The sequence below is a fragment of the Microbacterium sp. 22303 genome (genome assembly GCF_052045265.1).
Classification (GTDB): domain Bacteria; phylum Actinomycetota; class Actinomycetes; order Actinomycetales; family Microbacteriaceae; genus Microbacterium.
In genome coordinates this window covers 414,353-426,071 of record NZ_JBQEOQ010000001.1, presented here as the reverse complement: position 1 = coordinate 426,071, position 11,719 = coordinate 414,353, and the positions used below count along the sequence as shown (strand labels likewise).

At 67.1% G+C, this 11,719-nt stretch carries 14 protein-coding genes; 6 read left to right on the top strand and 8 right to left on the bottom strand.

From position 1 onward, the window contains the following. Positions 1–49: 49 nt before the first annotated feature. A complete protein-coding gene (locus tag ACTJI8_RS02060; RefSeq protein ID WP_440731746.1) occupies positions 50–613 on the bottom strand; it encodes a dihydrofolate reductase family protein in 564 nt (187 codons plus the stop codon). Positions 614–623: 10 nt separating this feature from the next. Continuing rightward, positions 624–1,133, bottom strand: coding sequence for a DUF2127 domain-containing protein (locus ACTJI8_RS02055; RefSeq protein WP_440731745.1), 510 nt, complete (start codon positions 1,131–1,133; stop codon positions 624–626). Between the two features lie 41 nt (positions 1,134–1,174). Between ACTJI8_RS02055 and ACTJI8_RS02050 the strand changes: the two genes are divergently transcribed. The 4 genes from ACTJI8_RS02050 to ACTJI8_RS02035 all read left to right on the top strand — a co-directional run bounded on the left by ACTJI8_RS02050 (position 1,175) and on the right by ACTJI8_RS02035 (position 3,494). Further along, entirely contained in the window at positions 1,175–1,918 is a 744-nt protein-coding gene (locus ACTJI8_RS02050; protein WP_440731744.1) for a formylglycine-generating enzyme family protein, read from the top strand. Between the two features lie 71 nt (positions 1,919–1,989). Continuing rightward, a complete protein-coding gene (locus ACTJI8_RS02045) occupies positions 1,990–2,523 on the top strand; it encodes a GNAT family N-acetyltransferase (protein ID WP_440731743.1) in 534 nt (177 codons plus the stop codon). Positions 2,524–2,554: 31 nt separating this feature from the next. After that, positions 2,555–2,914: an MmcQ/YjbR family DNA-binding protein gene (locus ACTJI8_RS02040; protein ID WP_440731742.1), complete on the top strand. Its 360-nt coding sequence runs from the start codon at positions 2,555–2,557 to the stop codon at positions 2,912–2,914. 376 nt (positions 2,915–3,290) lie between these two features. Further along, the gene (locus tag ACTJI8_RS02035; RefSeq protein WP_440731741.1) at positions 3,291–3,494 is read left to right on the top strand and encodes a cold-shock protein; all 204 of its coding nucleotides are present in this window, start codon (positions 3,291–3,293) and stop codon (positions 3,492–3,494) included. Between the two features lie 87 nt (positions 3,495–3,581). Here ACTJI8_RS02035 and ACTJI8_RS02030 read toward each other — a convergent pair whose 3' ends face one another. From ACTJI8_RS02030 to ACTJI8_RS02020, 3 genes are all read right to left on the bottom strand, one after another. Next, a complete protein-coding gene (locus tag ACTJI8_RS02030) occupies positions 3,582–4,499 on the bottom strand; it encodes a hypothetical protein (protein WP_440731740.1) in 918 nt (305 codons plus the stop codon). Between the two features lie 5 nt (positions 4,500–4,504). Then, positions 4,505–5,350, bottom strand: coding sequence for an EamA family transporter (locus tag ACTJI8_RS02025; protein ID WP_440732428.1), 846 nt, complete (start codon positions 5,348–5,350; stop codon positions 4,505–4,507). Positions 5,351–5,438: 88 nt separating this feature from the next. Further along, positions 5,439–6,044, bottom strand: a complete 606-nt coding sequence (locus tag ACTJI8_RS02020) for a helix-turn-helix domain-containing protein (RefSeq protein WP_440731739.1) — start codon at positions 6,042–6,044, stop codon at positions 5,439–5,441. 108 nt (positions 6,045–6,152) lie between these two features. On the opposite strand from ACTJI8_RS02020, the gene ACTJI8_RS02015 reads away from it, so the two are divergent. Then, a complete protein-coding gene (locus ACTJI8_RS02015; RefSeq protein ID WP_440731738.1) occupies positions 6,153–6,809 on the top strand; it encodes a GNAT family N-acetyltransferase in 657 nt (218 codons plus the stop codon). 112 nt (positions 6,810–6,921) lie between these two features. Further along, positions 6,922–7,428, top strand: coding sequence for a hypothetical protein (locus ACTJI8_RS02010; protein WP_440731737.1), 507 nt, complete (start codon positions 6,922–6,924; stop codon positions 7,426–7,428). A 444-nt stretch (positions 7,429–7,872) separates the two neighbouring features. Here ACTJI8_RS02010 and ACTJI8_RS02005 read toward each other — a convergent pair whose 3' ends face one another. The 3 genes from ACTJI8_RS02005 to ACTJI8_RS01995 all read right to left on the bottom strand — a co-directional run bounded on the left by ACTJI8_RS02005 (position 7,873) and on the right by ACTJI8_RS01995 (position 11,646). Next, a complete protein-coding gene (locus ACTJI8_RS02005; protein ID WP_440731736.1) occupies positions 7,873–8,259 on the bottom strand; it encodes a hypothetical protein in 387 nt (128 codons plus the stop codon). Between the two features lie 194 nt (positions 8,260–8,453). Further along, positions 8,454–9,281 (bottom strand): TrmH family RNA methyltransferase, encoded by an 828-nt coding sequence (locus tag ACTJI8_RS02000; RefSeq protein WP_440731735.1) that lies wholly within the window; start codon positions 9,279–9,281, stop codon positions 8,454–8,456. Between the two features lie 10 nt (positions 9,282–9,291). Beyond that, positions 9,292–11,646 (bottom strand): ATP-binding cassette domain-containing protein, encoded by a 2,355-nt coding sequence (locus ACTJI8_RS01995; RefSeq protein WP_440731734.1) that lies wholly within the window; start codon positions 11,644–11,646, stop codon positions 9,292–9,294. Positions 11,647–11,719 lie beyond the last annotated feature (73 nt).

Below are 11,719 nucleotides of genomic sequence, written 5' to 3'. Positions count from 1 at the left end.
GGTTCCGCACAGTCCGCCGACGCCGGGCGACGGTGCACCATCAGGGCGCTCAGGAGCGTCCGGTCAGCCGATAGGTGAGCTCGGCGAACGGCCCGGCCTGGCGAACACTGGTGAGCACGAGCCTGCTGTGATCGAGGTCCCGGGGAAGCAGCGGCTTGCCCGCCGCGAGAGTCACGGGAGCGAAGGTGACGACGATCTCATCGAGCAGGCCTGCGTCCGCGAACTGGCCCACCAGGTCTCCGCCGCCCACGATCCACACATCCCTGCCACCGGCTGCCTCGACGATGTCGGGCCAGTGCTCGGCGACCTCTCCCTGCACGAATCGGATGTCGGCGCCCGGCACGGGCTCCGGCGATCGCCGTGTGAACACGAATGTCGGACGATCGCCGTAGAACTGCTGCCAGCGCTCGGGGTGGCGGAGGAGGTCCTCGTGATCGCGCACCCACTCGTATGTCGACGCCCCCTCGACGAGAACGCCGACCCTTTCGGTGAACGCCGCGATGTCGCCCGTGGCCTGCTCCTGCGGGATCGTGAGGAGCCAGTCCAGCGAGTCGTCGGGATCTGCGAGGAATCCGTTCAGCGTCGAGGCGGTGTAGAAGATCGCGCGTGTCATGTCGGAGACGCTACGGGACGGCTCCGACATCGGCGCCCGCAGCGCGGCGCTTCAGGTGCAGTTGCCACTCGCGCGCGGTGAGGAAGACGATGAACACGTCGAAGAGGGTGAGCGCGAGCATCCACCAGCTGAAGTGGACGATCAGTTCGTAGCACTGCAACGCGATGAAGACCGCGAGCGCCGAGAGCATCCACGGATACGCCCACAACTGCTGTCTCAGCAACGCCCAGACGAGCACCACCTTGATGACGCCGTGCAGCAGCAGGTACGCGGCCGCGAAGAGCGTCGTCCTCGTGCCCCATGAGTCGCCGAGGTGTATCGCCCAGTGGAAGACAGGGGAGTGCTCGTGTCCGACGAGGATGAAGGCGACCACATCGCCGAGCCACTCGCGCAGTCGGGCGGGTGAGAGGAAGAGCAACGCAAGACCGCCGATCAGCTCGGCTGCGCCGTCCAGTCCCTTGAGAACGATGCTCACCGCGAAGACCCGATCCAGAGCGCGGTGGGAAGCGGCGGCCGTCATGGACCCGATCGTACGTTCGGCCGCTCCTAGACTGCCCTGAGATGAGTGACATCGAGATGCGCGCCCTGCCGGCTGGTTCTGTCGTCTTGCACGATGCACGGACCAAGCGCCGCTGGAGAGTGGACCTGGAACCGTTCGAGATCGGCGCATTCGCGGTGACCGAGGAGCAGGTCTCGGAGCTGCTCGGAATCGCGGCCGAGCACCCTGATCGCCCTGCCGTCGACGTCTCCTGGCAGCGCGCGATCCGCTTCTGCAACGCCGCTTCGGAGTGGGAGGGGCTGGATCCGGCCTATCGCTTCGATGGCACGGAGGTGCACTGGGATGTCACAGCCGACGGTTACCGCCTGCCGACCGAGGCGGAGTGGGAATACGCGTGCCGCGCCGGGTCGACCACGCCGCACTACGGACCGCTCCCGGAGATCGCCTGGACCGCCGCTGATGGCCTGCGCCACGCGCAACGTGTGGGGGAGCGGATGCCGAACCTGAACGGGCTCTTCGACACCCTCGGCAACGTCTGGGAGTGGTGCTGGGATCTGCTGGATCCGGCGCGCTACGGCGAGTACCGCGTGTTCCGCGGGGGCGGTTTCGCCGATGACGCCTGGAGCGTGCGCGCATCGGTACGTCGCGGGGGAGACCCCCGCACCACGCAGGACGACCTGGGCTTCCGCCTCGCCCGCGGCGGGTTCGACGGCGTCGACGCCGCCCAGGGCTGGTCGCTCAACGCGGACGAGGAGAGAGCGCTTCTCGCCGGTCCGCTGCCGTCGGGCTGGACGCCCCGGCGCTGACGCCCGCCGAGCGTGTTCCATCGAAAGGCGCCACCGCCCCCGACCGTGCACACCGATGCGAGGATGGCATCATGGCCGAGAGCACGCGTCCGACGCTGACGACCGAGCGCCTGATCCTGCGACCGCAGCAGGAAGCAGACGCCCTCGTGTTCCATCAGCTGTGGACCGAGCGCGATGAGCGCGTTCCTCCCCACCGTCGACTCGACGCGGAGGGGCGACCGACTGTCGCCGATATCGCGAAGGACATCCGTCGGGGGAGCGGTCAGGAGGCTCCCGGTCTGCTCACCGTGGTGCTCCGCGCGACCGGTGAGGCGATCGGATACTGCGGTGTGGTGTTCGACGGCACGGTCGATGCGAACCAGCCGGAACTGGCCTTCGAGCTCCTCCGCGAGGTGCACAACCACGGGTACGCCACAGAAGCCGGTCGCGCGGTGATCGCCTGGGCCGGCGCGTCCGGGCATGCGCGCCTCTGGGCGAGCGTGTGGGACTGGAACCTCGCGTCACGGCGCGCGCTGGAGAAGCTCGGGTTCGTCGAGACCGGCACGGTGACGAAGGAAGGCACACACGGTCGTTCACTGCTCACCGTGCGGGATCCCACTCCCTGACCGGCCTATTCTCGACGCAAGGAGGTCGAGCATGGCGACGATCGAGGATGTACGCGCACTCGGATCCACCTTGGAACGCTCGTACGAGGTCTACGTCCGAGGGCGGCTGAAGTTCCGCGTCGGTCAGCTCGTGTATGTCGCGTTCTCGGCGGACGAACGGACGATGGAGTTCGGCTTCCCCAAAGAACTGCGCGAAGGACTCGTCGGAGGTCAACCCGAGAAATTCCAGCTGCCGTCGCCGTCCGACATGCGATTCCATTGGGTGCGTTCCGAACTCGCGGCGCTCGACCCGGGGGAGGCACGCGAGTTCGTCGTCGACGCGTGGCGCATGGTCGTACCGAAGATGGTGTCTCGTGCCTACGACCTGGCACATCCTGACGGACCTGCATGATCGGTGACGCTCTGGGCCTTCACCCAGGTGGGAAGGGATAGGCTGTTGCCCAGGTTGTTGAAGTTGCGGTTTCTGCCGGAGTCCTGCTCCGGACCAGCTTCTGGGCTCGATCATCGATCGAGCGGGTATTCAGTTCAGTGACTCTGGTTGCGTCAGCCATTGTGATGCATTCTGACCGGTTGGTTCTCTGATCTCTCCTGCTGTTCCCGTATCCGACTCGTGGCCGACACCGGCCCCGGGACTCGCGTGGACCCCTCTCAGCCCGTCCGTTCACGGACGAACCCTGGCGCCGGAACGCGCCACCCCAGATTTCCCGACGGCCTCGTCGCGGATTCGCGGACCATTCAACGGGTCCCAGACAAGAAGGAATGACGACATGGCCACTGGCACCGTCAAATGGTTCAACACCGAAAAGGGCTTCGGATTCATCGCGCCCGACGACGGCAGCGCCGACGTCTTCGCGCACTTCAGCGCGATCACCGGTAACGGATACCGCAACCTCGAAGAGAACCAGAAGGTCTCGTTCGACTCCGAGCGCGGCCCCAAGGGCATGCAGGCTGCGAACATCCAGGCTCTCTGAGACTTCACGGCAAGCGGGCGTCCTCGGCACTCACGTGCCGGGACGCCCGCTTCTTGTTGCGCCGAGGTTCCGCCAGCATGGGGATCCTCATAAGGCAAGCAGCCGCGCCGCCCGTCCCGCGTCGATTCCGCCGCGCCAGCCGGACAGGGGCGGCGTGATGTCCGATCGAGGTCCGCCAGACCAAGCCTCGGCGATCTCGCGGCGAGACACGAACCTGTCCCAGCTGGGGTCGAGAGTGCTTGGCAGCAATCCGTACTCGGCGAGCCCGATGAGGATGCCATATCGCTGGTACTTGTCTGTGCCCGATACGACTTTCGCGCGCGCGACCGCCTTCTCGAGTTCGCTTGCGCGACTGCCGTCGGGCTGGGCTGAGATCACCTCGAGCAAAGCGCGTAGCCGCTCCTTGTCATCGACCGTGGGGGAGGGGAGGCCCGCCGCGACCGCGGTCTCGAGATCGGGGAGATAGCGATGCGGCTGCTCGTTCCAGGCCCAGCCGAGCGCGAGACGCAGCAGCACCTCGGTCGAATCCAGCTCGTAGGCATCCTCCGAACGCGCGTCCAGACCGCAATCGGGCAACCCGTTCTCGGCCGCAGGCGCAGACGCGAGATGCCGTGCCCAGGCGAAGGAGATCAGGATCTGGCGTCCGTGCGGGGCACTGCCGAGGCCTGCGACGAAGGCGCCGAGCACGGCTGCCTCGTCCAGCACCGATGCGGCGGCGATCGAGCGCTCGACGATATCGACCGGCCGGATCCGCTCGATGACACGGACCGGCCAGCCGGACGACTCGGCCGCCGTCACATCGATCGCCTCGTTCGATGCCTGGGCGCCGACCACGCCACCGGTGCGCGTGAAGCGGTATCCGTACAGTCGCATGAGGATTTCCAGCTCGGCGCCGGCAGGGATCCGTCGGGGTGCAGCCATCACCCCGTCAGCGTAGGGCATCGGGATCCCCCTGCCGCTGCGGGTCGGCAGGCAGGATGCCCGCACGGTCGCGCCGTCGGACAAACGGACTATCTGCTCTCACTGGCGGACGGAGGAGCGTCGGTGACCGTGGGCTCCTCGGTGCGAGAGCCGCTGCGCTGAGCCGCCGCGCCGGCGATGACGACGATCGCGATCCCGACGACCTGCACCAGGCTGGGTGCCTGGGCCAGCACGAGCAACCCGATGACGACGCCGAACGCGGGCTCGATGGAGAGCAGCGTGCCGAACGCGGTGTGAGACATCCGTCGCAGCGCCATCATCTCGAGACCGAATGCGATCACCGGCGTGATCAACGCGATACCTGCCGCGGCGGGCAGCACCCACCAGGTGAACGTCCCGCCGATGACCTGGGGCAGGCCCATCGGCAGCGTCGTCAGAGCTGCGACGGGAATGGTCAGCGACAGCCCGCTGATGCCGGAGAACCGATCCCCGACATGCTGAGTGAGCACGTTGTAGAGCCCCCAGCATGTTCCGGCGGCGGCGGCGAAGCCGACGCCCACGGCATCGAAGTTCCCGCGCCAAGGCTCGGTGAGCAGTACGACGCCGACGAACGCGAGCAGCGGCCACACGAGCGCCCGGCGTCGCTTGCTCATCAGGCCTGCGACAGTGAGCGGCCCGAGGAACTCGATCGCCACGGTCGTGCCCAGCGGCATGCGTTCGACCGCGGCGAGAAAGCAGGTCGTCATGAATCCGGTCACGACGCCCAGTGCGAGCAGAGCAGGAATGTCCTTGCCGCGCAGCGAACGGATCGCGGGTCGCGCGATGATCCAGAGGAACACCGCCCCGAAGCACATGCGCAACCATGCTGTGCCCGCCGGGCCGACCTGCTCGATGACCGGCACGGAGAGCGCATTGGAGAGCTGGACCGAGATCATCGCCACCACGGCCATGGTCCACGCCGGGATTCGAGAAAGGCGGCCACGACCTGGGCCCGCGGATCCCTGCGCTTGCGATGTGAAGGTCTCAGTCATTGTCGGTCTCCGCTCCATGTGCGATCCCGACGCCCGGCTCATATGCGCAGAGGACCAGTCGAGCCTGACTATCCTGAGCGTTGACGTAGGTGTGCTCGATGTCCGCATAGAACGACACCGTGTCACCGACCGCCAGGTCGTAGGCGTCGTTGCCGACGGAGACGGTGACCGCGCCTTCGGTCACGAGCAGCATCTCGCGGGTCCCACTGGCGTGAGCGTCACTCTCATGGCGGTCCCCGGGGGCGAGAACCCACTCCCACAGCTCGACGACGTTCGGTGGCTCCGTGCCGGCCATGAGCATTCCGAATCCGCCTTGTTCGCCCCTCCATAGAGTCGCCCCCTCGCCGGCACGGGTCACCTTGGCGGTCTTGGGCGCAGGCGGCTCGACGAGCGCAGGCAAGCCCATACCCAGAGCATCGGAGATCCGCAGAAGCGTCTCCAGGCTCGGGTTGGCGGCGCCCTGCTCGACGTTGACGATCATGCGTCGGCTCACTCCGGAGCGCTCCGCCAACTGGTCGAGTGTCCATCCGCGTGCGATGCGCTCGCGCTTGACTCGCACGCCGATGGCCTGCGCAAGTGGGTCTGGCCGAGATTCCATGAGTGCAGCATAATGCACGCTGAGGGCACTAGCGTTAGGGTTGCCATCGCTCGGCCATTGCTTCCGATAGCGACCAGCGCGGCAGACGGGAACGGATTCGAGGAGAGCATGGGCAAGGGCGACTTCAGGCAGGACGCGCGCGCTGCACGCGCAGCCGACGTGGACGAGATGGCGCGAATACTCACGCTCGCGTTCCTGGATGACCCGGTGTGGGGGCCTGCATTTCCCGAGTCCGGTCGGCGGCGCGCGGTGGCCGACGCGTTCTGGCACTTCATGTGCACCGAGGCGCTGCGCTTCCCGGACTCGATGGTCACGGTCGCCGCAGGACCAGCCCTCAAGGCTGTATCCGTCTGGTTGCCACCCGGCGCGAATGAGGTCTCCGACGCATCCCATGACGCCTATGACGCCATGACTCTCGAACTTCTGGGCGCCGCCGCTGCGGACCGGCTCGCTCAAGCAGGGGAGCGGTTCGCAGCCGCCCGACCCGATGAACCGCACGCGTACCTCACACTCCTCGGCGTTGCACCCGAGTGGCGCTGGGGAGGGCACGGCATGAGCCTGCTTCGCGCAGCACTGTCGCGTTACGACGCGCTCGGCATCCCGACTTATCTGGAGTCTTCCAATCCCGTCAACGACAGGAGATACGAGGTTCTGGGGTACCGCCCGAGGTCGAAAGTGATTCTGGCAACGGGGGCCGTAGTCCAGACGTACTGGCGCGATCCTCAGACGTCGGCGCACGCGAAGGAACCGGCCGGAACCGCATAGGCGCGCGCCGAGGCATTCGGAAGGGGAGCGTTACGGGCGAGCCTTGGCCGGGCTCGGTCACCAGGGGAGCGGCACTGTTTCGAACGTGTTCAATAGTTGTTATCGTGAGAACATGCCGGATTCAGAGCGCACCACACCCGCCGGAGATGCCCGCACCGCGGTCCAGCCGGTCACCGGGTCGGCTCGACGACGACTCGCACCGTGGATCATCACGGCCATCGCGATCGCCGTCGCGCCCACGGTAGCCATTGCTGCTGTCATCGCGACGATGGACCTCGTGCGCGACTTCAGATACCCGGTCAACGTCACCATCTCGCTGAGCTACGTCAGCGACAGCGGACGAACGTATTCGTGCACGTATGACTACAGCACTCCGAAGAGTGCACCGATGCCGGCAGACATCGCCCAGCAGATGAACGAACGGGACTGGTCTCAGACCGGTCAGCTGATGTACGAATGGGCCAAGACCCACCGGGCTGCGGCAGGCTCGACGTGGGGCCTCGCGATGGATGAATTCGTCAGGTTTCCGCCGTGGTTGGTCCAAACCGAAGACGGATCCGAGTACGAACTGTGGTCGAGACAGCGCCCCGGTGGCAACTGCGAAGACGGCCTGCAGTAAGCCCGCGTCAGCCTCAACGGATACGCCAGCCTGGCAGTGAGCGGCATGCTGACCCCTGAGCTGACGGAGCACGGCCTGGAAGACGCGGTCGAATGCATTCTCCGCGGCAGCACATCCGTGTAGAGCGCTGGAGGAGTGGCATCCGCTCAACTTCTATCTGACATAATGTGCATTATCGGCGATATCGAAGGCGCCGCGGAGACTGCGCACGGTCGAAAAATGGACGGTCGGACGCGGCGACGATGCAACGCCACGTACGGGAGCTGTCTCGGTCGCTGTCCTCGCGCGCGCATCGGATCGTACGCGGTTTCCCGTGCGATCAACGGGACCCGGGGTCTTCGGCGCGAGCACCTTGGGCAGGACAACCGCGTCCGAGACGGATCGGCGCGCTCCTCCCCGAGAGCCCGGCGACGGGGGCCCGAAAAGCTGACATAACGTCGCCCCTCAACCCATTCCTGGTTCTCCCCACCGGCCACCGCCGGGCGGAGTTGGACACGTCGCGTTCTTCGCCTCGGCACCAATCTCCGCGCGGATCGCGACACCACCGTCGGGCATCGACTGCACGGTGAAGACAACACCTTCGAGGGCGCCTCGTCGCGGCACGTTGCCGATCAGAACGCCATCAGCCGGACGATCGGGATCGAGATGACTCGTGCGGTTCGCCAGGAGTCCCGGCGTCGGGTGATCCATCATCCAGTTCGCTACGTCCACGACCGTCGTGCCCGTGACAGTCCAGAAGCCCTTCTCCGTGATCGTCGACGTGCAGACCCAGCCTTGATACGACGAGAAGGCAGCCCCTGTGCTTTCGACGCGCACCGCGCCCGGAGTCACCGACCCCGTCGCGAGCCACAGATCTGCTCGCTGCTGAGCCTCCTCGACGGCCGGGTCCGCAGGCGTGGGCGACGGCGATGGCGTGGCCGCGACGGCGGTCGGATCTGCCCCGGTGACGCTCTGCGCGCCGCATCCGCACAGCAGGACAGCGGTCGCGATGACGCACAGCGCGACAGGAGTCCCTCTCACCCGGTTCACGCGCTCCCCCGCATGGCCGCGCGCTGCCGTGCGGCCTCGTAAAGCATGAGTGTGGCGGCGTTCGAGGCGTTCAGCGAGCTCGCGGAACCGCTCATCGGCACGCGGACGATCACGTCCGCGGCCTCGCGCCATCCGCGCGCGAGGCCGGTCGTCTCATTGCCGATCAGCACCAGCGAGGGCTGGGCGAAGTCGTAGTCCCACACATCGACATCGCCGTGCTCGTCGGTCGCGACCAGCGTGAGCGGCGTGCCCTGCGCGCGAACATCTCGCACCCAGTCGAAGACCGGGCCGCCCGATGCCGCGCGGACCACGGGCGTCGCGAACAGCGACCCCGTCGAGGCGCGGACCGACTTCGGGTCGTACGGATCGGCCGCATGACCCGAGACGATCAGACCGTGCCCGCCGAGCGCGTCCATGGAGCGCAGGATGGATCCGATGTTGCCGGGCTGCGTGGGCCGGTCGAACACCATCCCGAGGAAGTCGCGCGGCACCGGGATCCGGGACAGGTCGTCCGGCGGCATCGCCACCACGGCGATGATCTCGGTGGCACCCTCGTCCTTGTCCGCCAGCTCGGCGAGCAGGGCCGGGCTCATCGCGATCGTCTCCTGCGCCTGCTGCAGCGCGTCCCGGGCCCACGGCGACAGCGTGCGCTGTGCGTCGTGGATCACGGTGAGGATCGTCCAGCCGTGCTCGATCGCCTGCGAGATCGGTCGAACGCCCTGCACCACGAAGCGGTGCTCGCGTGAGCGGTGGTTGCGGTTGCGCGTCAGCGCCTCGAGCAGCTGGAACCGCGAGTTGCGCGTCGAGATCCGGAGGTCTGCCATCGTCGCCCCCTCACGCACCCACGTAGGCGGCGAGGTGCTCCCCCGTCACGGTCGACTTCGCCGCGACGAGGTCGGCCGGAGTGCCCTCGTAGACGATGCGCCCACCGTCATGGCCGGCACCAGGGCCGACGTCGATGATCCAGTCGGCGTGCGCCATCACGGCCTGGTGGTGCTCGATCACGATCACGGATCTGCCGGAGTCGACCAGGCGGTCCAGCAGCCCGAGCAGGTTCTGCACGTCGGCCAGGTGCAGACCCGTCGTCGGCTCGTCCAGCACATAGGTCGCGGCGCCGTCGGCCATCTGGGTCGCGAGTTTGATGCGCTGACGCTCGCCGCCCGACAGCGTCGACAGCGGCTGGCCGAGCGAGAGGTAACCCAGGCCGACATCCCCGAGGCGGCTCAGGATCGTCACCGCGGCGGGAATCTTGGCCTCTCCCCCACGGAAGAACTCGTGCGCCTGCGCCACGGGCATATCGAGAACCTCGGTGATGTCCTTCCCGGCCAGCTTGTACTCGAGCACCGCTGCCTGGAAGCGCTTTCCGTCGCAGTCCTCACAGGGACTCTCCACCGTGTCCATGAAGCCGAGCTCTGTGACGATCACCCCCGCGCCCTTGCATGTAGGGCAGGCGCCCTCGGAGTTCGCGCTGAACAGCGCCGGCTTCACGCCGTTGGCCTTCGCGAACGCTTTGCGGATCGGCTCCAGGAGCCCTGTGTAGGTGGCGGGGTTGCTGCGACGGGAGCCCTTGATGGCCGTCTGGTCGATCGAGACGACGCCCTCGCCCTTGGCCACGGAGCCGTGGATCAGCGAGCTCTTGCCGGAGCCTGCGACACCGGTCACCACGGTCAGGACGCCGAGCGGCACGTCGACGTCGACGCCCTGCAGGTTGTTCGTCGTGGCTCCGCGCACTTCGATCGCCCCCGTCCGCTCCCGCACCGAGGGCTTGAGCGTCGCACGGTCGTCGAGATGCCGTCCGGTTAGCGTGCCGCTGGCCCGCAGCCCCTCAACCGTGCCCTCGAAGCAGATCTCGCCACCGGCAGAGCCCGCACCGGGCCCGAGGTCGACCACGTGGTCGGCGATCGCGATGGTCTCGGGCTTGTGCTCGACGACCAGCACGGTGTTGCCCTTGTCGCGCAGCTGCTCGAGCAGCCGGTTCATGCGCTGGATGTCATGCGGATGCAGGCCGATCGTGGGCTCGTCGAACACGTAGGTGACATCGGTGAGCGAGGATCCGAGGTGGCGGAGCATCTTGATCCGCTGCGCCTCTCCCCCGCTGAGCGTGCCGCTCGGCCGCTCGAGAGAGAGATAGCCGAGTCCCAGCGTGACGAATGCGTCCAGGTTGGCCCGCAGCGCCTCGAGCAGGGGTCCGGCACCGGGGAGGTCGAGCGAACGCACCCATGCGGCGAGGTCGGTGACCTGCATGCGGCAGGCATCCGCGATGCTCACGCCGTCGATCTTCGAGGAACGCGCCCCCTCGGTGAGCCGTGTGCCGTCGCACTCCGGGCAGACCGCGAACGTGGCGACCCGCTCGACGAAGGCGCGGATGTGCGGCTGCAGCGCGTCGATGTCCTTCGACAGCATGGACTTCGTGATCTTCGGGATGAGTCCCTCGTAGGTGATGTTGATCCCGTTGATCTTGACCTTGGTGATCTCGCCGTACAGGAACAGCTGACGCTGCTTCTCCGTGAATGTCGAGACCGGCCGGTCCGCCGGATAGAAGCCCGACTCGGCGAACTGACGAACCATCCAGCCGTCGGCGGTGTACCCGGGCACCATGATCGCGCCGTCGTTCAGCGACCGGGTCTCATCGACGACCTGGGTGAGATCCAGATCCGAAACCACCCCTCTGCCCTCGCACCGCGGGCACATGCCGCCGAGGTAGATCGCATCCTTGACGATCTTCTTCTCGCCGCCGGGCCCGGTCATCACGCCGCTGGCCTTCTGAGTGGGGATGTTGAAGGAGAACGCCGTCGGCCCGCCGATGTACGGCGTTCCGAGCTTGGAGAACAGGATCCGCAGCATCGCATTCGCGTCCGTGACGGTGCCCACGGTCGAACGCGGGTTCGCGCCGAGGCGCTCCTGATCGACGAGGATCGCCGTGGTCAGCCCCTCGAGCACGTCGACGTCGGGGCGCGGTACCGAGGGCATGAAACCCTGGACGAAGGCGCTGTAGGTCTCGTCGATCATGCGCCGGGACTCGGCGGCGATCGTGTCGAACACGAGCGAGCTCTTACCCGAACCCGACACTCCGGTGAACACCGTCAGCCGGCGCTTCGGCAACTCGATCGAGACGTCCTTCAGGTTGTTCTCCCGGGCGCCCTGCACCCGGATCACATCGTGAGTGTCGGCGACGTGCGGCTCTATCATCGGCGTGATTCTCCGGATCGGACGGGGTGGCAAGGGGCGCGTCACAGGATAGCGGTGCCCGGCGTCGTCGCCG

What these genes read in the sequence shown, in the direction of transcription:
- ACTJI8_RS02060 (WP_440731746.1), bottom strand. Translation starts at nt 613, where the DNA reads ATGACACGCGCGATCTTCTACACCGCCTCGACGCTGAACGGATTCCTC.
- ACTJI8_RS02055 (WP_440731745.1), bottom strand. Translation starts at nt 1,133, where the DNA reads ATGACGGCCGCCGCTTCCCACCGCGCTCTGGATCGGGTCTTCGCGGTG.
- ACTJI8_RS02050 (WP_440731744.1), top strand. Translation starts at nt 1,175, where the DNA reads ATGAGTGACATCGAGATGCGCGCCCTGCCGGCTGGTTCTGTCGTCTTG.
- ACTJI8_RS02045 (WP_440731743.1), top strand. Translation starts at nt 1,990, where the DNA reads ATGGCCGAGAGCACGCGTCCGACGCTGACGACCGAGCGCCTGATCCTG.
- ACTJI8_RS02040 (WP_440731742.1), top strand. Translation starts at nt 2,555, where the DNA reads ATGGCGACGATCGAGGATGTACGCGCACTCGGATCCACCTTGGAACGC.
- ACTJI8_RS02035 (WP_440731741.1), top strand. Translation starts at nt 3,291, where the DNA reads ATGGCCACTGGCACCGTCAAATGGTTCAACACCGAAAAGGGCTTCGGA.
- ACTJI8_RS02025 (WP_440732428.1), bottom strand. Translation starts at nt 5,350, where the DNA reads ATGATCTCGGTCCAGCTCTCCAATGCGCTCTCCGTGCCGGTCATCGAG.
- ACTJI8_RS02020 (WP_440731739.1), bottom strand. Translation starts at nt 6,044, where the DNA reads ATGGAATCTCGGCCAGACCCACTTGCGCAGGCCATCGGCGTGCGAGTC.
- ACTJI8_RS02015 (WP_440731738.1), top strand. Translation starts at nt 6,153, where the DNA reads ATGGGCAAGGGCGACTTCAGGCAGGACGCGCGCGCTGCACGCGCAGCC.
- ACTJI8_RS02010 (WP_440731737.1), top strand. Translation starts at nt 6,922, where the DNA reads ATGCCGGATTCAGAGCGCACCACACCCGCCGGAGATGCCCGCACCGCG.
- ACTJI8_RS02000 (WP_440731735.1), bottom strand. Translation starts at nt 9,281, where the DNA reads ATGGCAGACCTCCGGATCTCGACGCGCAACTCGCGGTTCCAGCTGCTC.
- ACTJI8_RS01995 (WP_440731734.1), bottom strand. Translation starts at nt 11,646, where the DNA reads ATGATAGAGCCGCACGTCGCCGACACTCACGATGTGATCCGGGTGCAG.